The organism is Paraburkholderia sp. (assembly GCF_024281035.1).
Classification (GTDB): Bacteria; Pseudomonadota; Gammaproteobacteria; order Burkholderiales; family Burkholderiaceae; genus Paraburkholderia.
This window is the reverse complement of record NZ_JAMXLH010000052.1, coordinates 101,906-122,288: the sequence shown is the minus strand read 5'-3', so window position 1 is coordinate 122,288 and position 20,383 is coordinate 101,906. Positions and strand designations below refer to the sequence as shown.

At 66.4% G+C, this 20,383-nt stretch carries 19 protein-coding genes and 1 pseudogene; 8 read left to right on the top strand and 12 right to left on the bottom strand.

Translation table 11 applies throughout. The annotated features are described in order from the left end of the window. Positions 1–220: 220 nt before the first annotated feature. Both Q0L30_RS18250 and Q0L30_RS18245 read left to right on the top strand, forming a co-directional pair. Complete coding sequence (locus Q0L30_RS18250; protein ID WP_296659330.1) at positions 221–538, top strand: hypothetical protein; 318 nt, start codon at positions 221–223, stop codon at positions 536–538. Positions 539–641: 103 nt separating this feature from the next. Beyond that, positions 642–1,238, top strand: a complete 597-nt coding sequence (locus Q0L30_RS18245) for an alpha-ketoglutarate-dependent dioxygenase AlkB (protein WP_296659328.1) — start codon at positions 642–644, stop codon at positions 1,236–1,238. Between the two features lie 136 nt (positions 1,239–1,374). Here Q0L30_RS18245 and Q0L30_RS18240 read toward each other — a convergent pair. Both Q0L30_RS18240 and Q0L30_RS18235 read right to left on the bottom strand, forming a co-directional pair. After that, positions 1,375–1,815: pseudogene (locus tag Q0L30_RS18240) on the bottom strand (malonate decarboxylase subunit epsilon); the annotation flags it as partial. 167 nt (positions 1,816–1,982) lie between these two features. Beyond that, positions 1,983–2,909 (bottom strand): DMT family transporter, encoded by a 927-nt coding sequence (locus Q0L30_RS18235; protein ID WP_296659325.1) that lies wholly within the window; start codon positions 2,907–2,909, stop codon positions 1,983–1,985. A gap of 135 nt (positions 2,910–3,044) precedes the next feature. Here Q0L30_RS18235 and Q0L30_RS18230 point away from each other — a divergent pair, with 135 nt between their 5' ends. After that, positions 3,045–3,914 carry a LysR family transcriptional regulator gene (locus Q0L30_RS18230; RefSeq protein ID WP_296659323.1) on the top strand — a complete coding sequence of 290 codons (870 nt, stop codon included), beginning with the start codon at positions 3,045–3,047 and terminating at the stop codon, positions 3,912–3,914. 111 nt (positions 3,915–4,025) lie between these two features. On the opposite strand, the gene efeB is transcribed toward Q0L30_RS18230, so the two are convergent. The 3 genes from efeB to Q0L30_RS18215 form a co-directional block, all read right to left on the bottom strand. Continuing rightward, positions 4,026–5,345 carry an iron uptake transporter deferrochelatase/peroxidase subunit gene (efeB, locus tag Q0L30_RS18225; RefSeq protein WP_296659320.1) on the bottom strand — a complete coding sequence of 440 codons (1,320 nt, stop codon included), beginning with the start codon at positions 5,343–5,345 and terminating at the stop codon, positions 4,026–4,028. A 2-nt stretch (positions 5,346–5,347) separates the two neighbouring features. Then, positions 5,348–6,517 carry a hypothetical protein gene (locus tag Q0L30_RS18220; RefSeq protein ID WP_296659318.1) on the bottom strand — a complete coding sequence of 390 codons (1,170 nt, stop codon included), beginning with the start codon at positions 6,515–6,517 and terminating at the stop codon, positions 5,348–5,350. 124 nt (positions 6,518–6,641) lie between these two features. Beyond that, entirely contained in the window at positions 6,642–8,123 is a 1,482-nt protein-coding gene (locus Q0L30_RS18215; RefSeq protein WP_296659315.1) for a carbohydrate porin, read from the bottom strand. Positions 8,124–8,434: 311 nt separating this feature from the next. Between Q0L30_RS18215 and Q0L30_RS18210 the strand changes: the two genes are divergently transcribed. Further along, positions 8,435–9,112 carry an isoprenylcysteine carboxylmethyltransferase family protein gene (locus tag Q0L30_RS18210; RefSeq protein ID WP_296659311.1) on the top strand — a complete coding sequence of 226 codons (678 nt, stop codon included), beginning with the start codon at positions 8,435–8,437 and terminating at the stop codon, positions 9,110–9,112. 28 nt (positions 9,113–9,140) lie between these two features. Here the strand turns inward: Q0L30_RS18210 and Q0L30_RS18205 are convergent, their stop codons facing one another. The 6 genes from Q0L30_RS18205 to Q0L30_RS18180 all read right to left on the bottom strand — a co-directional run bounded on the left by Q0L30_RS18205 (position 9,141) and on the right by Q0L30_RS18180 (position 15,544). After that, positions 9,141–9,920: a hypothetical protein gene (locus tag Q0L30_RS18205; protein WP_296659308.1), complete on the bottom strand. Its 780-nt coding sequence runs from the start codon at positions 9,918–9,920 to the stop codon at positions 9,141–9,143. A gap of 230 nt (positions 9,921–10,150) precedes the next feature. After that, positions 10,151–11,155, bottom strand: coding sequence for a cytochrome d ubiquinol oxidase subunit II (gene cydB, locus Q0L30_RS18200; RefSeq protein ID WP_296659306.1), 1,005 nt, complete (start codon positions 11,153–11,155; stop codon positions 10,151–10,153). Positions 11,156–11,188: 33 nt separating this feature from the next. After that, complete coding sequence (locus Q0L30_RS18195; RefSeq protein WP_296659303.1) at positions 11,189–11,716, bottom strand: cytochrome ubiquinol oxidase subunit I; 528 nt, start codon at positions 11,714–11,716, stop codon at positions 11,189–11,191. A gap of 390 nt (positions 11,717–12,106) precedes the next feature. Next, positions 12,107–13,315: a voltage-gated potassium channel protein gene (kch, locus tag Q0L30_RS18190; protein WP_296659301.1), complete on the bottom strand. Its 1,209-nt coding sequence runs from the start codon at positions 13,313–13,315 to the stop codon at positions 12,107–12,109. 272 nt (positions 13,316–13,587) lie between these two features. Further along, on the bottom strand, positions 13,588–14,424 hold the full coding sequence (locus Q0L30_RS18185) for a mechanosensitive ion channel family protein (protein WP_296659298.1): 837 nt from the start codon (positions 14,422–14,424) through the stop codon (positions 13,588–13,590). Positions 14,425–14,641: 217 nt separating this feature from the next. Beyond that, the gene (locus Q0L30_RS18180) at positions 14,642–15,544 is read right to left on the bottom strand and encodes a DMT family transporter (RefSeq protein ID WP_296659295.1); all 903 of its coding nucleotides are present in this window, start codon (positions 15,542–15,544) and stop codon (positions 14,642–14,644) included. Between the two features lie 130 nt (positions 15,545–15,674). On the opposite strand from Q0L30_RS18180, the gene Q0L30_RS18175 reads away from it, so the two are divergent. After that, the gene (locus Q0L30_RS18175) at positions 15,675–17,084 is read left to right on the top strand and encodes a PLP-dependent aminotransferase family protein (RefSeq protein ID WP_296659293.1); all 1,410 of its coding nucleotides are present in this window, start codon (positions 15,675–15,677) and stop codon (positions 17,082–17,084) included. A 7-nt stretch (positions 17,085–17,091) separates the two neighbouring features. Here Q0L30_RS18175 and Q0L30_RS18170 read toward each other — a convergent pair whose 3' ends face one another. Next, positions 17,092–18,615: an MDR family MFS transporter gene (locus tag Q0L30_RS18170; RefSeq protein WP_296659290.1), complete on the bottom strand. Its 1,524-nt coding sequence runs from the start codon at positions 18,613–18,615 to the stop codon at positions 17,092–17,094. Between the two features lie 88 nt (positions 18,616–18,703). On the opposite strand from Q0L30_RS18170, the gene Q0L30_RS18165 reads away from it, so the two are divergent. Genes Q0L30_RS18165 through Q0L30_RS18155 form a run of 3 tightly spaced genes read left to right on the top strand, consistent with a single transcriptional unit; the run spans position 18,704 to position 20,320 of the window. After that, entirely contained in the window at positions 18,704–19,423 is a 720-nt protein-coding gene (locus Q0L30_RS18165) for a TetR/AcrR family transcriptional regulator (protein WP_296659287.1), read from the top strand. Further along, positions 19,410–19,916: a hypothetical protein gene (locus Q0L30_RS18160; RefSeq protein ID WP_296659284.1), complete on the top strand. Its 507-nt coding sequence runs from the start codon at positions 19,410–19,412 to the stop codon at positions 19,914–19,916. The genes Q0L30_RS18165 and Q0L30_RS18160 overlap by 14 nt, the downstream gene beginning before the upstream one ends. Next, on the top strand, positions 19,913–20,320 hold the full coding sequence (locus Q0L30_RS18155) for a response regulator (RefSeq protein WP_296659282.1): 408 nt from the start codon (positions 19,913–19,915) through the stop codon (positions 20,318–20,320). Before Q0L30_RS18160 ends, Q0L30_RS18155 begins: the two co-directional genes overlap by 4 nt. Positions 20,321–20,383 lie beyond the last annotated feature (63 nt).

Genomic DNA, 20,383 nt, shown 5'->3' with positions numbered 1-20,383 from the left:
AATCGCAACTAACTGTCCAGCGCGTTGGCCGCCCGTATCACACATCGTAGGTAAATCGATCGGCAGCGCAGTTCGGTGCGTGCGACGCAGCATCGGGTGACCGTGTGGTACATCGGACTATTAAACGTCCTGTTAAACCTCCATTGAACGGCACCTGTCCATGAACTATCCTCAAATTGGCGTCCGCGCAGTGTTGGGCGCTCTCGGGGGGAGACAGGTCATGAAAGTCACGAAGCCTGTTGTGCACGAACATCATCGTGTGGGTTACGAAAGCAGCCACGTCATGCTGCCGCTCGTCGTGCTTTCGGTCATGGCGCTGGCGCTGTATTTCGGCGTGAGACGCGCGGATATCCTGGAGCTTGGCCGCAGCGCGCTGTTTTACGTCGTGATGGTGTTCGTCGCGCTGGGCATCGCGGGTCTTTTCGGTTTCGTGGGCGGCTGGCTGCGCTCACGCACGACCGATGCCACGCCCGAGGGCTTCTGCTTTGTCGGTGCGCTGATCGGCGCAGTGGTGTTCTATATCGCGCTCTTTTTCTGAGCGCCGTGCGCGGAGCGCCTGGCGGGTGAGCGAGCCGTACGGCGACGTGCGACACTGCACTCATTTTCCCGATAGCCTTCGCGTCACGGCTTCCAACATTCCAATGTTCGATCTCTTCGACGACGCGCCGCAACCCGACGTCGCCTGGTATCCCGCATGGCTCTCACCGGAAGAGGCGACGATCATGCTCGCGCGCATCGTCGCCGAAACCCGCTGGCGGCAGGAGCGTATTCGCACGCCTGGCGGCTGGGTCGATCAGCCACGGCTCACCGCGTGGCTCGGCGAGCCGGATGCCGTCTATGTCTACTCGGGTATTCGCAATGTGCCGCAGCCGTGGACGCCCGCGGTGGCCGAACTGCGCGATGCCGTCGATGCGCTCTGTGACGTGCGTTTCAACAGCGTGCTGCTGAACCGCTACCGGAGCGGGATCGACAGCATGGGCTGGCACGCCGATCGCGAACCCGAACTGGGCGCGGAGCCGGTGATTGCGTCGGTGAGCCTCGGCGCGACACGGCGCTTCGACTTGCGCCACAACGCGACCGGCGTCGTGCGCTCGTTCCGGCTCACGAGCGGCAGCTTGCTCGTGATGCGCGGTCAAACCCAGGCGCAGTGGCGTCATCGCGTGCCGAAGGAACCGGCCGTGAGCGGCGAACGGGTCAATCTGACATTTCGTGTCATCGTGCCGGGTTTGCGGAAATAGCGGTCTATTTGGCGGAAATTGTCGTCAGATGGGCGGCGATTGACGAAATTCGCTGACTCGGTGCGTGCATGTTGCTCTAGCGCTAAAAAAATTAAAAAAGTTTTATGCGCATAAACGCGTCATTGTCGATATGCGTTCAGTCGCCCTGAGCGAGGCGTCGGCGCACGATCCCGGTCAGCCGGTCGAACGGCAAGCTTGAGGCGGCGAGCGCCGTCCCGTCAGGAAACTGCTCGCGCGCGATGTCGGTGAGCACCTGCCCCGGCGGCGCCTCGACCAGCACGCTCGCACCCGACTCCATCATCACCGTGAGCGCATCGAACCAGCGTACCGTGTAGCGCATGTTGGTTGCGAGATCCGCGCGGATGGCTTCGCCGCTGTGGAGCGGGCGCCCTCCACGGTTGTCGATATAGACGCCGTGCGGCGCGTGAAAGGGAATATCGCGCGACCAGGACATCAGTTGATCGGCTGCGTCCGCCAGTAATTCGTAATGCGAAGTAACTGAAATGGCGAGATGTTGTGCCTTGCGCGCGCCCGCCGCGAGCGCGCGGACGGTGAAGTCGTCGAGCGCCGCCGATGCTTCGTCGATCGTGGCGGACACAACGGAATGCGCGGGCAGCCGATGCAGGAAGCCAGGACTTTACGCCCCCTGGCCCGGAAACAGGCAGGCGAGGCTCATGGCGTGCACCACGGATCGGCAATGAGCCGCGCGCCGTCGTGGGCACGCGCCGCGCCAGGCGCAGGCGTCTAGCGCCGCATTCTCGCGAGCACCGGCGGAAACAGACGCCAGCCGAGGTTGACGCCGAGGCTCGCGGCTACGATCAGCACCATGCCCGCGAGCTGCGGCACGCTGAGTGCGCGGCCGTAGACGAGCGCATCGACGGCAATCGCCGTAAGCGGATAGACGAACAGCAAAACCGCGATCACGGGTGTCGTGAGCTTGGGCAGGGCGCCGTAAATCAGCACGTATGAAAGGCCCGTATGCAGTACGCCCATGCCGACGAGCCAGCCCCACTGCGCGGCGGAAATGTGCGTGAATTCGAGCGGCGCGAACAACGGTGCGATGAGCGGCAGGCACAGCGTGCCGACCGCGCATTGCACGAGCGCGAGCAGATGCGGACGGAAATCGCCCAGGTGCTTGGCGATCAGCGTGACGCTCGCATAGAGCACCGATCCGCCCAGCGCCTCGGCGACGCCGATCAGATAGCGCGGATGGCCTTGCAGGTTGTCTTGCGCGAGGACACCCGAAGCGAGCACGAGCCCGACGAAGGCGATGCCGATCCACCCGAGGCGATCCGCGCCCAGCTTTTCCTTAAAGAGCGCCGCGCCGATCAGCACGACCCAGAACGGCTGCACATGAAAGACGACCGTTGCGACGGCGATGCTCGTGCGATGGATCGAATCGAAGAATCCCACCCACTGCGTGACCATCAGCACGCCCGAAACGAGCGCGAGCGCGAACGTGCGGCGCGTGAACTGGCGCGGCGAAAGCCAGCCCTTGTACTGGCAATACGCGGCGAGCGCGAGCATGCCGAAGAGGCAGCGGAAAAACACGAGCGTCATCGCGCCGAGCCGCGCTTCCTCGACGAAGATGCCGATGGTGCCCATCAGCAGCCCGCCGCTGGCGAGCATGAGGACGCCTTGTTTCTGGCTGGCGTGGTGATCGGCGTGCATGCGTGGCATCCGTGGCGAAGAAAGGGCAGTGGGAACCGCGCCAGTATTCGTCAGTTGCGGGCTGTCGGCAAACGAATTAAATTGAAAAATTCCATCAACGCCGCTGATAAATCGCGAACCGCGCAGGAGCCTCGCATGAACCCCGAATTCGACCTCGATCTGCTGCGCACCTTCGTTGCCGTCGCCGACGCGGGTAGCTTCACGCGGGCCGCGGTCGCGGTGCACCGCTCGCAGGCCGCGGTGAGCATGCAGGTCAAGCGGCTCGAACAGATGCTCGGCACGACGCTTTTCACGCGCGATACGCGCAATCTCGCGCTCACGCGGCCGGGCAACACGCTGCTCGAATATGCGCGGCGCGCGCTCGATCTGCAGGAGGAGGCGTGGTCGGCGCTGGTGCGCCCGGAGGTGACCGGGCGCGTGGTGCTCGGCGCCCCCGACGATTACATGGCGGCGCTGCTGTCGCCGGTCTTGCGGCGTTTTTCGATGCTGTATCCGCATGTGGAGATCGAAATCGTCTGTGCGCAGAGCGTCGCGCTCGGGCCGATGCTGGCGGACAACAAGATCGATCTCGCGTTCGTCACGCGCGACCGCAAGCTGCGCGGCGAATTCGTGCGCAGCGAGGACATGGTGTGGGTGGGCTCCGCGAACGATCCCGCAACCGTTGCGATGTCGCCGCTGCCGGTGGGGCTCTACGAGCATGGCAGCGTGGCGCGCGCGCATACCGTGGCCGCACTCGACGCGGCGCGCATCCGCTATCGCGCGGCCTATACCAGCGCGAGCCTCACGGGCTTGCTGGCGACGGTGGAGGCGGGCATCGCCGTGGTGGCGCTCACGCGTTGCAGCGTGCCGCCGGGCGTCGCGATATTCGGCGAGGCGCAAGGGCTGCCGAAGATCGAACCGCTCGACATCGTCGTTGCGCGCAGCGTGAAGTCGAATCGCCCCACCTGCGATTACTTCGCGCAGCAGATGATGCAGGATCTCTCGGTGCCGCGTCAGCGCGCGTAGACGAAGATTTCGCCGCCCGCCGGGGCGCGGAATTTTCATCGCGTGTGCTGGTCGTCGATGAAGACGGCACGTGATTCACCCGGCCATGCAGACTTCAAGCCGACCTTCAAATCAAGCCGAAAACAGTTCCGCGCCGATGAACGAGCCGGGCTTCGCGCCCGGCGGGCACGCGAAAACGGCGCTGCCCACGTGGGTCGTGAACTGGTTCATCAGGTCGAACTTCGAGAGCTTTTCGTTGATCGGAATGAAGCCCGTGCGCGGGTCGCTCTGGTGCGCGACGAAAATGAGCCCCGCGTCATATTCCGTCTCCTGGCGCCACGGCGGCCAGCGCTCGATGTAGAAGTCGGTGCTGTCGTTGTACGAGTACGAACGGCGCAGGATCTGCGCGCCGTTGTTCGACGCGCGATTCGACAGGCGCACGTGCGAGTTGTCGGGAATGAGCGGATTGCCGTCCTTGTCCTGCGCGTCGAGATCGACCGCGTCGAATTCGTGGTGCTTGCCGATGGGTGCGCCGCTGTACTTGCGGCGGCCGAACACCTGCTCCTGGAAGCCGAGTTCCGTCCGGTCCCAGTGTTCGAGCGTGATGCGGATGCGGCGCACCACCGTGTAGGTGCCGCCCTGCATCCACGGCGCGTCCGCCGCCGTGGCCCAGACGAACTGGTTCATCAGCTTCGGATCGGCGGTGGGTGGATTGTTGGTGCCGTCCTTGAAACCCATCAGGTTGCGCGGCGTCTCCTTGCGCGGACCCGAGAGGAAACCGGCCTGGCCCCAGCGCATGCGCAGGATGCCGTCGCCCGCTCGCGCGAGCTGGCGCACCGCGTGAAAGGCCACTTGCGCGTCGTTCGCGCAGGCCTGCACGAAGAGGTCGCCGCCCGTTTTCGCGGCGATCAACTGGTCGCCGTTGAAGCGCGGCAGATCGACGAGCGCGGCGGGGCGTTTGTGCGCGAGCCCGTAACGGTCCTTGCCTTCCGAGGTGAAGAGACCGGGGCCGAAGCCGAACGTCACCGTGAGTCCGGCCGGTCCGAGGCCGAGCGCGTCGCCCGAATCGGGCGCGGCGCGATCGTCGCCGATGCCGTCGAGCGAAGCGGCAGGCTGCGCCTGCGTCATGCGGGCGGCGGCCTGGGTCCACGCACGCAGCAGATTGATCACGTCGTCGCGCGAGGCAGTGGTGAGGTCGAACGCGGCGACATACGTGTGCGCCTGCTGCGGCGTGACGATGCCGCCCTGGTGTTCGCCGTAGAACGGTTCGACGGCGAGCATCGGATCGGCGCTGGCCGCGTGCCGTTGCGCCGGTACGGCCGCCTGCGCGACGCTGCTCAGGCCAAGCGTTGCACCCAGTGCGGTTCCGGCGGCGACAGCAGCGCCGCCGGTCTTCAGAAAGTTGCGCCGGGCGAGCCGCTCGGGCGTGTCATGGGAGTCTTCGATGGGCATGATCAGTGGGCCAGCACAAGCGTATTGACGTCGTCTTCGACGTAGTAGAAACCGTCGCCCGCCGGATTCATCGCGATGCCGAACAGGTCGCCGCTGCCCGGCGGCGTCTGCGCCTTGTCGGCGTCGATCCAGCGCGCGTAGAGCTGTTTCGCGGCAACCGGGTCGATTTCGACGACCTGGCCGTTGAGCGCGTTCGTGACGAGCAGGTGGCCCTGCGGCGTCGTGACCATCGCGAGCGGGCGGCGCAGCAGGCCGTCTGCGGTGAGCTGGCGGCCAACGCCTGCGCTCGTGTCGCGCGTCAGCGGATCGTCGATCACGTTGATGCGGTTGCCGATCGCGTCGGAGACGTAGAGGAGCTTGTTGTCGGCGGATAGCGCAAGCCCCGTCGGCCCGACGAGGAACACGTCCTTGTCGGCCTGCGCGCCGAAGCCGTTCGCCACCACCGTTTCGCGCCTGACGACCGGCGCTTCGCCGTTCGGGATGTCGAGGTCGAGGCGCAGCACGGTGGCATGCTCGGACACGGGCGGTTCTCCGCCAGTGCCGCTTGTACCGCCGACGCCGAAGCCCGCGTTGCTCACGAAGACTGCGGCGTGATCGCCGTGGTCGACCACGGCCATGTTGCCCCACGGGTCGTTGATATTCGCACTACTGATCGTCCTGGCGATTTTTCCGCTGCTGTCGAGCACGACAAGACAGCCGGCGCCCTTGGTGTTCGTCGTGCCGTCGTTGCTCGGCGTGCTGCCGACGATCACCCAGCCCGATTTCAGCATGGTCATCGAGGTCGACAGGCCGATGCCGCCCGGGCACTCCTTGAGGTCGCGCGGGATCGAGGCGAAGAGCGACATCTGCTGCGTGTCGGGGTGGTAGTCGACGATGGTGCTGCCGGTGCCCTGCAGGTTGGCCGCGTTGTTGAAGTTGTCGACAAGCACATCGCCCTGCTTGACCGTGCCCGCGCTGACCGGCGCCACGGCGATTGCGTACGGATTCTGGTCGCCGTTGTCGGGAACGGTGTTGATGAGCGTGCTGTGGTGATGGATGGATTCGAGCAGGCCCTGCGGATCGGCGTGGGCGCCGGCCGGCGCGGCGCCGAGTGCGGCTGCCACAGCGAGTGCGAGCGCCGCGCGGGTGGCATGTGCCGTGCGATAAAAGAGGGTGCGCGTGGTGTGTTTCATCGTGAATCTCCGGGCCTCGCCGTTGTGCCGCGTCGCGAGCGTGGCGCCTGGCGACGTTGCAGCGGGCGAGGACTTGGGGTTAGGCATGGGACGGTTTGCCGACAAGCTGCATCGGCGGGTGCGATCAGAACGTGATGTTGGTGCGCATGCCGATCACGAACGTATTGCGCAGCGGCGCTTGCGGGTCTTGCGGGTTTTGGCCCGCGCCCGCGTTGAACGTGTACTGCGCGTCGGCCTGCAACTGCCACCACGGCGTGACCTGGTACTGATAGGTCGCTTCGAGCGTCGTTTCCTGGGTGCGCACGCCGTACGGGCTGTTCAGGAAGAAGCGGTTGTCGAGATCGAGATCGTGGACGTGGCCGCCGACCTTGATATAGGTGGCGGCGAGGCCGACGCTGTCGTTGTCGCGTCCGGCGAACGGCGCCTTCAGCACGACGCCTGCGTTCGCAGCGAAATCGACGAGGTTGCGGTCGCCGGGCCCGCCCATGACGCGCGCGAACACGCCGATGCTGCGCGGGCCGTCGTCGCCCTGGCGCCACACCGTCTGGTCGGCGACGGCGTAGATGCTGTAGTTGCCGTGATGCTGCGCAGGGATGCCGGTCGTCGCGGGATTCGCGAGCGAGAGGCCGGTGTTGTCGAAGCGTTGATCGGCAAACGTGCTGTTGTTGTACCAGAACCCGACCTTGTAGGTCCCCGGCAGGCCGCGGCCCGTCGTCGTCACGACGTCGCCCTCGGCGGGCTGGTTGATCGTGTACTGCAACTCGCCGATCACCATCGTGCCGTTGTGAAGGTTGAAGTTCGTGCCGCTCAGGTTGGCCGGGTCGTTGCCGAGCGGATCGCCGTCGAACACACCGATGAGGCCGGTCAGCGAAGGCGTGATCCTTGCGCGTGCGCGCACGCCGAGACCCGCGAGCGGATAGGCCGGGCCGCCCGACGGCATGTTGTACGACGGCAGTGCGGGCCAGCCGAACATCGTGTTGACGAAGAGCGCGGAATACTGGCTCGTCAAGAATTCCTGGTCGATGCTCTGCTGGCCGACCTTCACGTCGACCCGGTCGTCGAGAAACGACTGCTGGTACCACATCTCCCACAGACGCGTCGTTGCCTGCGCTTCGATGCCGCTCGCGGTGTTCAGCGTGCCGAGATGCGATGTGCTCAGGTTGGAGCCGTGGATCTGCAGTGCGCTGACATTGAAGAGGCCGCCCGGAATGCCGAGCGCCTTGCCCGTGTCGACCTGGACCGTCGCCGTGGTGACGCCGTCATAGGCGCCGCCGCGCTGGAGGCCGCCGCGCAGGTTCGCCAGATATTCGCTCGTCTCGGTCAGCTGGAACGAAACCCCGTACTTGCCGAGCCACGGCCGCAGGCCGCCCATGTCGCCGAGCATGGTCTCGCGGGTCCAGAAGCCGGTCCAGAAGTCGGCGGGCTGCGCCTTGATGGCGAGGTCGGCTTCGGGCGCGCCGGGATTCGACTGCGCCTCTACAACGCCGCTCGCCAGCGTGGCGAACGCGACCGCGACCGATATCGCAAGGCTGCGCAAGGCGGGCAGACGGTGGCGGGTTTCGTGCCCGCGCAACGCGGCGTGATGAACCGATTGGGCAAACTTCATCGAGGTCCTTGTTTTGATTTTGTCGAGGTGGTTGTTGGCTGGATCGCCGCGCAGGAGCGCGCCTGGCTCTGGGTCGTTGCGCGGCGATCGGGCTACAGATCAGAAGAATCAGACGAATCCTACGTCCCATCTCATTAATAGTCAATGCAAATGAGAATGATTCGCAAATACTAATTTGAGTCGTGGGGGAATTGGCGCGCCGCGATCCCGCTGTCAGAACGGGCGTACAGTGAGTCGGATGGCGGCCGTACGGGCGGAAATGGCAGCTCATCCCGCCGATGCGCGCGCGACAGGCCGTCAGGGAGGACGCGATGATTGGACGGATGATCTGGCTGACGGTGGTCTGGTTCGCGTGGATGGGCGCGCTGCTGTTCGGTTCGGCGGGCACGCTCGCCTGGCTCGCTGCGTGGCTCTGGCTGCTCGAATGGGCCGCGTGCGGCATCTGGCTCGGCGTGTGGCTCTGGCGTGTCGATCGGGGGCTGCTCGCCGAACGCCTCGCGCCCTTCGCGCCGCGCGGGCAGAGCCGGTGGGACCGCGTGTTCATGGTGGCGGTGACCGTCGCCTGGTGCGCGTGGCTGTGCCTCATGGGCATCGACGCCGTGCGCTTCGGCTGGTCGCACGTGCCGCTCTGGCTGCGTGTGGTGGGCGCGGTCGGGGTGTTTCTCGATATCTACTTCACGCGCGGCGTGTTCGCGGCGAACCGCTATGCATCGCCGGTCGTCGCGATCCAGCGCGAGCGCGGCCACACGTTGAGCGATACCGGGCCGTATGCGTACGTCCGGCATCCGATGTACGCGTACGCGATCCTGCTGCTGGCCGGCACGCCGCTGATGCTGGGCTCGTGGTGGGGGCTCGCGTGCGTGCCGCTCATGGTGGCCGGCATCGGCTGGCGTGCGGTGAAGGAGGAGCGCACGCTCGTCGACGGGTTGCCCGGCTATCGCGAATATGTGCAGCGCGTGCGGTATCGCTTCGTGCCGGGGATCTGGTAGGGCGGCTGCGTCGCGCAGGCCTCGCGCGTCAAGCTTCGGGCGGCAGGGGCAGCCGGTTGGCGTAGCGCCGGTACAGCCACGCGAGCGAGGCCGACGAGATGAGCGTGAAGACGATGTTCGCCGCGGCCTGACCGGTGGCGAGCAGCACGAGCCAGGCGGGCGAGGCGATGGCCGCGGGGGTGATGCCGGCGGCGCCGATGACGATCAGGGCGACGAGCGCGCAGCCGATGAGCGGCAGCAGGGCGACGAATGGCACGCCGAAGAGGTTCCAGAAGTGGCCGCGGCTGTCGTGCCATGCGCCGCGCAGATCGAGGCGGCTGCCGGTGGAGATCGCCGGAAAGAGCAGGCTGAGCCGAACCGAGATGAAGATCCAGACGGCGCCGACGATGACGCCGAACAATGCGCCGCCGCTCTCGTACCGTGGCCGCAGGATGGCGTAGAGGAGGAGCGCGCTCGCGATCAGCCCGAGCGTGATGACGATCCCGAGCGCGAACGTGCGGGCGAGCGGCTTGCCGCCGAGCGGCAGCAGCGGCGTCGAGCCTTCGCGCAGCAGTACGAAGCGATGGATCTTGATGATGAACCCGAGATCGACGATCCAGGTCAGCAACGTCGCGAGGTTCGCCGCGAACACGAGCGCGCCCGAGGGCGTTTCGCCCGCGCCGGGCACGGGCCGCCCGGCGAACGCCACGCAACTGAGCGCCGCATAGGCGACGAAGGCGCCGAGCGTGAGGCGCGGCATCCGCGTGGCAGCGTCCCAGGCGCTGGCCCACGCGCGCTTCACGGATTCGTTGAAGGTCATCTGTTGCATGGTTGTCGGCGCACGAGTGATGGACGGCCAACAGTCTAGCGTGTGTGCGCCAGCGTCAGGTGAGGCCTGCCCCTCATTTTTTGGCGAACTACCGGGCGCCCGCGAGGGCGCCGTTGCGCCGGTCAGCCAGCCAACCGGTCGGCCAGGCGGTCGGCCAGCCGGTTGTCCTGCTGGTTGTCCAGCCGGTCAGCCAAGCGGTCAGCGCCAGCCAGCCGTGCGGCGCGCCCCGGCTAGCGATACGGATGCGTGCCGACAGTGCGTATCCGGCTGCGGAAGAGCCGATGGCTCATGGCCGTGTACGCGAGGATGAGCGGGAGAACGATGGCCGCGCAGGCCAGCGTGGACAGATGGCTCGAACGCGGTGCGGCGGCTTGCCAGAGCGTGACGCTTTGCGGAATCGCATACGGCCACAGGCTGGCGAAGAGTCCCAGATAGGCGAGCGACACGAGGCTGAGCGCCGCGAGAAACGGCGTGGTGCGACGGCGCGCGCGCATGGCGCGGTGCATCCAGTACGCGCACGCGAGCACGAGCGGCGGGACCGGCACGAGCCTCGCGAAGAGGCGCACGTCGAACCAGCGCGCGGCAATCGTCACGTCCTGCAGCGGCCGCCACACGCTCACGAGCACGATGAAGCCGAGCAGCCCCATGGTGAGCGGCCAGACGAGCCGGTGCAAGCGGCGCTGCAGGTCGCCCCACGTTCTGGCGACGAGCCAGCACGTGCCAAGCAGCGCATACGTGGCGACGAGCCCGAGCCCCGAAAGCACGCTGAACGGCGTGAGCCAGCGCATGGCATGGTCGGCGTTCAGGTGCGACTCGATGGGCATGCCTTGCAGGAACGCGCCGAGTGCGACGCCCTGGAAGAACGCCGCGCCCGCCGAACCGGCGATGAACGCGAGGTCCCACTGCTTCTTCATGGGATCGTTCTTCGCGCGGCGCCCGAATGCGACGCCGCGCAGCACAAGGCACCCGAGCACGAACGCGAGTGGCAGATAAAGCGTGGAAAGGACGGTCGAGTACACGACAGGGAACGCTGCGAACAGCGCCGCGCCGCCCAGCAGGAGCCAGGCTTCGTTGCCGTCCCAGACGGGGGCGACGTTGTTCATGATGAGATCGCGTTCGTGCTCGTCGGGGAAAAACGGGAGCACGATGCCGATCCCCAGATCGTAGCCGTCCAGCACGAGATACATGAACACGCCGAGTGCGATGATCGCAGCCCAGATGACGGTGACATGCATGTTGGCTTGCCTCTTTACGGATGGAGGGGAGGGTCAGACGTTGATCCGCTGATCGGCGGCGCAAAGCTGTCGATGTGCGGTTCGAGGTTCGATTCGATACGCGGGCGGCGCCGTGCTCATCAACTTGAGGACGGCGTAGAGGCCCGCGGACGCGAGAAAACAGACGGCGGCCAACGCTGTCGCCGGTATGCCTGCCTGCTGCGCCGCGAGCGGCTGAACGGCCTGCTTTACGGCGTCCTTTACAGCGTCCTTTACGTCCTGCAAAACGGCTTGCGCTGTGGACTGCGCTGCGGACTGCGCTGTGGACCGCGATACGGACTGTGATACAGACTGCGATACGGCATGCGACAAGGCCTGCGGTCTACGCATTACGGCCTGCGGTCTACGCATAACGTCATGGATCACCCATGGCTGGCGCGCGGCCCGGGTCATGATCCAGCCGGCCAGCAACGTAACGACGCCCGCGGGCTTCCTGACGTGCGCGGAAACAAATCTGCGCCAGGGAGCGGCAAGGGCCGATTGCAGCCGGGTCGGGCCGAAAGCCCGAAGTGAACTGTGCATGTATGTGCCTGAAGCTTGCGTGCACGGAGCCCCTCGCACGGCGATGTGAGCCGGGAGCGTGGGCAACGCGTTGTGGGGATGCCCTCAAGGGTAGGGGAATGGCGGACGTTTGTTGCGACGCCAACCTGCGCCAGCTTGTCGCACGCGCTATCGTTAGATCGCGTTGTGATGCTTTAACTCGTTGATAACATTGAATTTTGAGTGAAAATTCAACGTGCGGCAGACGCGCGCAGCGAAGCCGGTGCTGCGCCAATAGACCGCGCCGTGGCGGTGCGTCAATCTGCCTGGATGCCGTGCGCGCGCCGATGAATTAAGCGCTGACGGAATGCGTTGTATGCGAATTGCGTGCGGACACGGACGGGCTCGCGACGGGCTCGCGCGCGCGCTTTCTCAGATGGGTGCCGAAGGCGGCATCGGCGAAGCCGTGCCCCCGTGAGCCTTGCCGAACAGCAGATGCTCGATGAGATCGTTGTCGATGGTTTCGTTGTTGAGCGTGCGCGCGAGCAACTCGCCCGCGAGCAGTTGCGGCGAGAACACCATGTCGGGCTGCAGCAGTCGCAGCCGCTGCAGATTGCGGCTGTCGTTCACGAGCACCACGGTCCGCATCTTCGGCGCGAGGTCCTTGATGGCGAGGATCACGAAGGCATTCTCGGCGTCGTCGGCGCGCAGCGCGAGCACCGCGAGCGCGGTTTCCGCCCCCGCGGTGTGCAGCGTCGCGGTATCGCTCGAATCGCCGATGACGAGATCGGCGTTCTCGGGGTACGCATGCGGCGCGTTCGGCGCGACGATCACCGTGACTGCGTAGCCGCGCTTGCGCAGCCCCGCGTAGACGTTGTGCGCGAGCGGCGAGGCGCCGACGATCAGGTAGTGGTTCTTGCGGGACACGTTTGAAATCCCCCCTTTCACTATGTGCTTGAGCTTGCCGCCGATCACGGGGCCGATCACGGCGCTGATCGACGTCGCGAACACGGTGATGCCGAGCACGATGACCGATACCGTGAAGAGCCGTGCCGTGTCCGAGTGCGGCGTGATATCGCCGTAGCCGACGGTGGCCATCGACACGATCGAGAAGTAGAACGCCGTGAGCAGGTTGTGGATCGGCGGCGAGAAGCCGTCGCCGAGGTAGAGCGAGCCGAACACGGCGTAAATCATCAGCGAGCCGATGCTGAGGATCGCGAACAACGTGCCGGCGGCGAGGCTCGTGCGGTTGAAATGGCGCCAGTAATAGAGCAGCGCGGCGGCGAGCGCGAGGGTGAAGGCGAAAAGCGGGATGCTGCGGTATCCGCCCCACACGCTGATGAAGGCCGCAGCGGCCAGCAACAGGAGCGAAAGCACCCACGCCACGCGTGCGCGCAGTGCGATGCCGATCGCCATCGTCGCGAGGCCCGTGGCGATTACGGCCTGCGGCAGTGCGAGCAGGCCGACTTTGTCGATGAGCGCGATCCAGTCGTGGATCCAGCCGCCGCGCGTGTGCCGCAGCGCCTTTTCGGCGATCGGGTGCAGCAGCATCAGCCCGTCGATCACGATCAGCACCGCCAGATAGCCATGCGGCACGATCTGTATCGCGAAGTGGCGCAGGCGGCGGGCGACGGCGTTCATCGCTGCGGCGCCGTCTGCGCCGCTGACGGCACCGTGTCCGAACGGCGCGGCGAGGTGGTCGGCTTCATGAACGGGACGGGTGCGGGCTTATCGGGCGTTTGTTGCCAGTTTGTCGCGGGTATGTCGCGAGTTCGTCGATTCGGCGCGCATGCACGCGCGCCAGGCTCACACGATATTAGCAGCCCTGCCCGCTACGGCTGGCGCGGCGTACAACGGTTGCTTGCGCAAGGTCGCGTGAGCTCGCGGCGCAGCGGCTGGTTGTCAGTGGCGAGTCAGTTCGTTTGTTGCGTCTGCACGATATGCAGCTCGCGCGTGCGCAGCGGCAGCGAGCATTGCGCGTCGTTCAGCGTCTGCCGCACCTGGCGCGAGAGCGCCCAGCGCAGATCCCAGAACGCGCTCGTGTTCGACCAGACCCGGACGTTGAGCACGGCGGTGCTGTCGTCGAAGCGGCTCACCATCACTTGCGGCGCGGGTGTTCGCAGCACGCGCGCATCGGACTCGACGAGCGCGAGCAGCGCGTCGATGGCACGGTTCACGTCGTCGCGCACCGAGACTTCCACTTCGAGGTCGAGACGGCGCGTGGGATTGCGGCTGTAATTGCGGAGCGAGTTGCTCCAGAGCGCGCTGTTCGGCACGAACTCGCAGATGCCGTCGGGTTTCGTGAGCCGCGTCGTGAAGAGGTTGATTTCCTCGACCGTGCCCGTGACGTTGCCGCCGCCGTCGATAAAGTCGCCCACCTTGAACGGCCGCAGCAGCAACAGCATGATCCCGGCCGCGATGTTCTGCAGCGTGCCTTGCAGCGCGAGGCCGATGGCCAGACCGGCTGCGCCGAGCACCGCGACGATGCTGGCGGTCTGGATGCCGATCTGCGAGAGCGCGCCGATCAGCGCGATGATGCGCACGGTCCACACGGCGGAGTCGCGGGCGATCGGGCGCAGCGTCGGTTCGATGCTGGTCTGCGCGGCGAGCCAGCGCCCCGCGCGGCGCGCGATCCACCAGCCGATCCACAGGATGGCTCCGGCTGCGGCGAGGCGCAGTGCGAAGTCGCTGAGCGCATTCCACAGGAAGCTCCAGTTGGATGGATGAATGTGTGCCAGGAGAGATTGCATTGAGGTGTCCTTTTCGTCGGCGCACGCGGGCAGGCGTACTGTGGCGGGAGCGTGCCGGCGGGTGGCCGGCACGAGACGCAAGGGACCATTCTAAGGGCCGGAGGCCCGGCTCAGACGATGTGCGCGCAGTTCGCGCCTCGGGCGACGGAGCGGCCGCCGCCTTCAACGTGCGCCGATACGTTAGATCGGTGTCAGACGGGATCTGACGTCCCGGTGCTCAGGCACGCGTCACGGCGACGGGCGCCGCGCGCCCGAAGCGGCGCGCACCGGCCACGCAGGCGATCACGACAGCGGTCACGCCGATCATCGCGGGCGGCACGGCCTCGTGCAGGACGAAGGCCGCGAGCACGAAACCGAAGAACGGCTGCAGCAGCTGGAGCTGGCCGACGCCTGCGATGCCGCCGAGCGCGAGCCCGCGATACCAGAACACGAAGCCGATGAGCATGCTGAAGAGCGTCACGTACGCGAGCCCCCACCATGCCGCGGCATCGACGGCTGCAAACGAAGCGGGCCGCATCCACCACGCGAGCGGCGCCATGACGGGCAGCGAAATCACGAGTGCCCAGCAGATCACCTGCCAGCCGCCGAGATGGCGCGTGAGCCGCGCGCCTTCCGCGTACCCGAGCCCGCAGACGACAATCGCGCCGAGCATCAACGCGTCGCCGACCGGCGATGCCTCGCCGCCGCGCCCCAGCGCGAATGCGACCACGGCTGCGCTGCCGATGGCGGAGAAGAACCAGAACGCGGCCTGCGGGCGCTCGCCGCCGCGCAGCACGCCGAAGATCGCCGTGGCGAGCGGCAGCAGGCCGACGAACACAATCGCATGCGCGGAGCTGACGTGACGCAGCGCGAACGCGGTCAGCAACGGAAAGCCCACGACCACGCCGAGCGCCACGATCACAAGCGAGCCGATCTCCTTGCGACCGGGTCGTGCGGCGCGAAAGACGGTGAGCAGCAGCACGGCCAGCACGCCTGCGATGGCCGCGCGTGCGCCGGTGACGAACAGCGGCGCGAGGCCGAGTACGGCGACGCGCGTGGCGGGCAGCGATCCGCTGAAGATCAGGACGCCAGCGAGGCCGCAGAGCCAGCCGTCGGTGGTGGGGTCGAGGGATTTGCGCATGATCGGGTCGGGCGGTGAAGTCGTCGGAAGGTCATGGAACGTCTGGACGATGATGCGCGTTGCGCGCGTCGGCGTTAAGCTACAGATCAGTACAATCTGTTCGAACTGTATTGGACGCGGAGCAGTACAGATGGAAGACATTTCACAGGATACGGCCACGCGCGCCGGACTCGTCATGGAGACGGTGCGCACCCGCATCGCTGCGCGCGCGCTCGCGGCGGGCGCACGGGTGCCGTCCATTCGGGCGATGAGCGAGCAACTCGGCGTATCGAAATCGACCGTGGTGGAAGCTTATGAACGGCTCGTCGCGCAAGGCACGCTCGTCGCGCGGCGCGGCTCCGGTTTCTACGTCGCGGGCCATGCGCCGCCGCTCGCGCTCGGCGCGCTGGGGCCGCGACTCGATCGCGAGATCGATCCGCTCTGGCTCACGCGCCAGTCGCTCGAAACCGATTCGGGTGCGTTGCGGCCCGGCTGCGGCTGGCTGCCAGAATCCTGGTTGCCGCAGGACGCCGTGCGGCGTGCGCTGCGCGCGCTCGCGCGCGATCCGGGCGCGCGGCTCACCGACTACGCGTCGCCATCCGGCCTGCCCGCGCTGCGCCAGCATCTGTCGTGGCGTCTCGCGCAGCGCGGCGTGGAGGCCGAGCCGCGCCAGATCGTGCTGACCGACGGCGGCACCCAGGCACTCGATCTCGTGTGCCGCTTCCTGCTCGAACCGGGCGACACGGTGCTCATCGACGATCCGTGCTACTTCAACTTCCAGGCGCTGCTGCGCGCGCACCGCGTGCGCGTGGCCGGGGTGCCGTACACGCCCGCCGGTCCCGATCTCGCGGCGTTCGAACGCGCGCTGATCGAGCATCGTCCGCGGCTCTACGTGACCAACTCCGCGATCCACAATCCCACCGGCGCGACGCTCGCGCCCACGGTTGCGCACCGGCTGCTCAAACTCGCCGAAGCGCACGACCTGCTGATCGTCGAGGACGATATCTTCGCCGACTTCGAGACCGATCCCGCGCCGCGTCTCGCCGCGTTCGACGGCCTCACGCGCGTCGTGACGATCGGCAGCTTTTCCAAAACGATGTCGGCGGCGGCGCGCTGCGGCTTTATCGCCGTGCGGGCGGACTGGATCGAGTCACTCGTGGATCTGAAGCTCGCGGTGTCGTTCGGCAACGGCGAACTGGCCGCCGATCTCGTGTACCGGCTGCTCGTGGACGGCACCTACCGGCATCATCTGGACGCATTGCGCGCGCGGCTTGCCGACGCGATGAGCGAGACGCTGCAGCGCCTCGGCGCGCTCGGCATCGAGCCGTGGACGCGGCCGCAGGCGGGGCTGTTCGTCTGGGCGCGCCTGCCCGCAGGGCTCGACGCGGCGCGTGTGGCGCGCGAGGCGCTGGAGTCGGACGTCGTGCTCGCGCCGGGCAATGTGTTCAGCGTGTCGCACAGCGCGGGCGATTTTCTGCGCTTCAACGTCTCGCAGTGCAATCGCCCGAAGGTGTACGAAACATTGCAGCGCGCAATGGAGCGCTGCGCGCAACCTGTCTGAACCGGTCCTAATGTTGCTTGCGCAGTGGAATGTCCTGCAGCCACCAGGCGAGCGCGAACGAGAACACGACGACGCACGCCGCGAGGAAATAGACGGTGTGCAGCGCGCCCGCGAACGCGTCGAGATATTGGGCGTGCAGCACGGGCGGCAAATGATGAATCGCATCGGGCGTGAGCGGCTGCGGCAGCGTGACGCCGGGCGTGAGCACCTTGTCGAGGCGCGTGTTCAGCCCGTGTGAGAACACGGCGCCGAACGCGGCCACGCCCACTGAACCGCCGATCGAGCGAAACAGCGTCGCGCCCGACGTCGCCACGCCCATGTGGCGGAACTCGACGGCGTTCTGCACGGCGAGGATCAGCACCTGCATGACCATGCCGAGCCCGCAGCCGAGCAGGGCCATGTACAGATACATCCAGTGCAGCGGCGTATCGATCGATAGCCGCGCGAGCAGCGTCATGGCGACGCCGACGAGCGCCGTGCCGGTGATCGGAAAGATGCGGTACTTGCCGATTCTGCTGATGATGCGCCCGGTGATCACCGACATCGTGAGCACGCCGCCCATCATCGGCAGCATCTGCATGCCGGCCTGCGAAGGCGTGGAGCTTTTCACGACCTGGAGATAGAGCGGCAGGAACGTGACCGAGCCGAACAGTGAAACGCCGACGATGAAGCCGATCAGGCTCGCCAGCAGGAACGTGCGGTGGCGGAACAGTTCGAGCGGCATGATGGGTTCGGCCGCGTGTTTTTCCTCGTGGATGAACCCGGCGACGGAAACGACGCCGAGCACGAGCGTGAGCCAGAGCTGCGGCGAGGTCCACGGCAGGATCGTGCCGCCCTGGCTCGTGAAGAGGATCAGGCAGGTGAGGGCGGAGGCGAGCCAGGCGGCGCCCATATAGTCGATCACGTGCTTGACGTGCGCGGTGCGCGGCCGGAACACGGCGCCGATCACGGCGAGCGCCACGGCGCCGAGCGGCAGGTTGATGTAGAAGATCCAGCGCCACGACAGGTTCTCGACGAGAAAGCCGCCGAGCAGCGGCCCGACCACGGTCGCGAGGCCGAACACGCCGCCGAACATGCCCTGATATTTGCCGCGCTGCGCGGGGGGAATGACGTCGCCGATGGCGGCCATCGTTACGACCATGAGCCCGCCGCCGCCGATGCCCTGCAAGGCGCGCAGCACGATCAGCTGCATCATGTTTTGCGCGATGCCGCACAACGCGGAGCCGATCATGAAGATCACGATGGCGGCCTGCAGCACGACGCGGCGGCCAAACAGATCGCCGAACTTGCCGTAGAGCGGCACGACGATGGTCGACGTGAGCAGATAGGCGGTGACGACCCACGAAAGCCGGTCGAGCCCGCCCAGTTCGCCGACGATGGTGGGCAGCGCCGTCGAGACGATGGTCTGGTCGAGCGCTGCGAGCAGCATCACGAGCAGCAGCGCGGGGAAGAGGAGCCGGATCGGCGGATGGTCGGCTGCGGGCGCGGGGCTGTTCGAGACCGGTGCGGGGTGTTCCGTGGCGGGTTCCATGGATCGGAAGGGCGCTTGAAATTAATTAACGTGGAAATTAATATAGGCGAATTCCCGATGCCGGTCAAAGCACGCAGTGTGACGAAATATGAATGACCCCGATATTCCAGCTGGCGCAGTGTCTTCACCCGCACCCGCGCCCGCACCCGCCGCGGCGCGCCGTCCGGGCCGCCCGAGCGGCGGCGCGGGCGGGGCGCAGCAGCGCGCCCGCCTGATTGAAGTGGCGCTCGCGCTGTTCGCGCGCGAGGGCATCCAGGACACCTCGCTCGCCGCGATTGCCCATGAAGCCGGTGTCACGCCCGCGATGGTCCACTACTACTTCAAGACGCGCGATCAGTTGATCGACGTGCTGATCGAGGAGTGCTTCCTGCCGCTGCGCGCCGGAATGGGCGGCATCTTCGAGGCGCATCCCGACGATCCCGTCGCCGCGCTCACGCTGCTCACCGAGCGCTTTGCGGAGATCGGCGAACGCTATCCGTGGTTTGCGCCGCTGTGGGTGCGCGAGGTGATCAGCGAAGGTGGACTGCTGCGTCAGCGCATGCATGCGCGTTTCGGCCAGTCGCATCAGCTGGCGGCGCAGGCCGCGATTGCGCGCTGGCAGCGCGCGGGGCGCCTCAATGCGGCGCTCGAACCGTCTCTGTTGTTCCAGTCGCTGCTCGGCCTGACGCTGCTGCCGCTTGCGACGTCGCGCGTCTGGTGCAACGATCCGGTGCGCCGCGACCTGAGTGCGCGCGACATTGCCCGGCATGCGGTGGCGCTCATCACGCAGGGCGTCGGACCGGCGCACGGCACGCATGAGCGTGGATGATTTTGCAAATCGTGCCGGTATGTCCCGCCATCGCATCCTGACCTCGAAGCCGCACGATTCCAGCGGTTTTTCGTGCGCCGGTGTCGCAGCGCACTTTCGGCGTTTCAATTCGATAGCGGTCATGGTGCAACACGTTGGCGTGCAGCAATCGGTGCCGGAACGCACAGGCAGATTCGCCGCGCCGATCCATCAATTGTGGGCTTTCAGGGTGCAGCATTTCGAAGCAGCCGGCGCGCATCCGGGAACGACCGCACTCAACCGGCCGTCAAACACGCTTCGACCGGCAGCGTGGCGAAGTGCCGCTATCGCATTTCATCGGCTTGTCTTACTGGCGGGCTATCGTGCGCGGCGCGTCATGTATCGACCCATGACCGGACCACAGTGCGCTTCATGTGGTGGCATTAATATTGCGCATCAACGGCTGCCCGCGGCGGTATTCGCGCATGGCGCGGCTCGCCACACAGACAGAACGGCATTCAAGCAAACACAATGAACGCAGTACACAGACTCGACCGGACGACCATCGTCCTCGTCGAAGACGATCCGCTCTCCCGGGCATCGCTCACTTCATTGCTCGAATCGGAGGGGGCGCATGTCGTAGCGGTGGAGGACGCCGAGACCGGCGTCGAAGCGGCGCTGGAATTGCTGCCCGACGCGGTGGTCTGCGATCTCGATCTACCGGCCATGGACGGTTTTTATCTGATCCAGCGATTGCGCGATCACGAAATCCGCGGCGATCACGCACCCGCCATTGCCGTCGCCCTGACCGGACACACCGATGAAAGCTGGCGCCTGCGCAGCATCGGCGAAGGTTTTCAGCACTTCATGATGAAGCCCGCCCGACCCGATGAACTCGTGACGCTATTGAGCGACGCGATCGACTCCCGGCACATGTGAGCATCGGCGTGCTTCAGCGTGCCGGAGCGTACCTGAGCGCCCATAAACGCGCCTGAACGCGCG

What these genes read in the sequence shown, in the direction of transcription:
- Q0L30_RS18185 (WP_296659298.1), bottom strand. Translation starts at nt 14,424, where the DNA reads ATGCAATCTCTCCTGGCACACATTCATCCATCCAACTGGAGCTTCCTG.
- Q0L30_RS18215 (WP_296659315.1), bottom strand. Translation starts at nt 8,123, where the DNA reads ATGAAGTTTGCCCAATCGGTTCATCACGCCGCGTTGCGCGGGCACGAA.
- Q0L30_RS18180 (WP_296659295.1), bottom strand. Translation starts at nt 15,544, where the DNA reads ATGCGCAAATCCCTCGACCCCACCACCGACGGCTGGCTCTGCGGCCTC.
- Q0L30_RS18205 (WP_296659308.1), bottom strand. Translation starts at nt 9,920, where the DNA reads ATGCAACAGATGACCTTCAACGAATCCGTGAAGCGCGCGTGGGCCAGC.
- cydB (WP_296659306.1), bottom strand. Translation starts at nt 11,155, where the DNA reads ATGCATGTCACCGTCATCTGGGCTGCGATCATCGCACTCGGCGTGTTC.
- Q0L30_RS18160 (WP_296659284.1), top strand. Translation starts at nt 19,410, where the DNA reads ATGAGCGTGGATGATTTTGCAAATCGTGCCGGTATGTCCCGCCATCGC.
- kch (WP_296659301.1), bottom strand. Translation starts at nt 13,315, where the DNA reads ATGAACGCCGTCGCCCGCCGCCTGCGCCACTTCGCGATACAGATCGTG.
- Q0L30_RS18220 (WP_296659318.1), bottom strand. Translation starts at nt 6,517, where the DNA reads ATGAAACACACCACGCGCACCCTCTTTTATCGCACGGCACATGCCACC.
- Q0L30_RS18245 (WP_296659328.1), top strand. Translation starts at nt 642, where the DNA reads ATGTTCGATCTCTTCGACGACGCGCCGCAACCCGACGTCGCCTGGTAT.
- Q0L30_RS18165 (WP_296659287.1), top strand. Translation starts at nt 18,704, where the DNA reads ATGAATGACCCCGATATTCCAGCTGGCGCAGTGTCTTCACCCGCACCC.
- efeB (WP_296659320.1), bottom strand. Translation starts at nt 5,345, where the DNA reads ATGCCCATCGAAGACTCCCATGACACGCCCGAGCGGCTCGCCCGGCGC.
- Q0L30_RS18250 (WP_296659330.1), top strand. Translation starts at nt 221, where the DNA reads ATGAAAGTCACGAAGCCTGTTGTGCACGAACATCATCGTGTGGGTTAC.
- Q0L30_RS18170 (WP_296659290.1), bottom strand. Translation starts at nt 18,615, where the DNA reads ATGGAACCCGCCACGGAACACCCCGCACCGGTCTCGAACAGCCCCGCG.
- Q0L30_RS18210 (WP_296659311.1), top strand. Translation starts at nt 8,435, where the DNA reads ATGATTGGACGGATGATCTGGCTGACGGTGGTCTGGTTCGCGTGGATG.
- Q0L30_RS18195 (WP_296659303.1), bottom strand. Translation starts at nt 11,716, where the DNA reads ATGCACAGTTCACTTCGGGCTTTCGGCCCGACCCGGCTGCAATCGGCC.
- Q0L30_RS18175 (WP_296659293.1), top strand. Translation starts at nt 15,675, where the DNA reads ATGGAAGACATTTCACAGGATACGGCCACGCGCGCCGGACTCGTCATG.
- Q0L30_RS18155 (WP_296659282.1), top strand. Translation starts at nt 19,913, where the DNA reads ATGAACGCAGTACACAGACTCGACCGGACGACCATCGTCCTCGTCGAA.
- Q0L30_RS18235 (WP_296659325.1), bottom strand. Translation starts at nt 2,909, where the DNA reads ATGCACGCCGATCACCACGCCAGCCAGAAACAAGGCGTCCTCATGCTC.
- Q0L30_RS18230 (WP_296659323.1), top strand. Translation starts at nt 3,045, where the DNA reads ATGAACCCCGAATTCGACCTCGATCTGCTGCGCACCTTCGTTGCCGTC.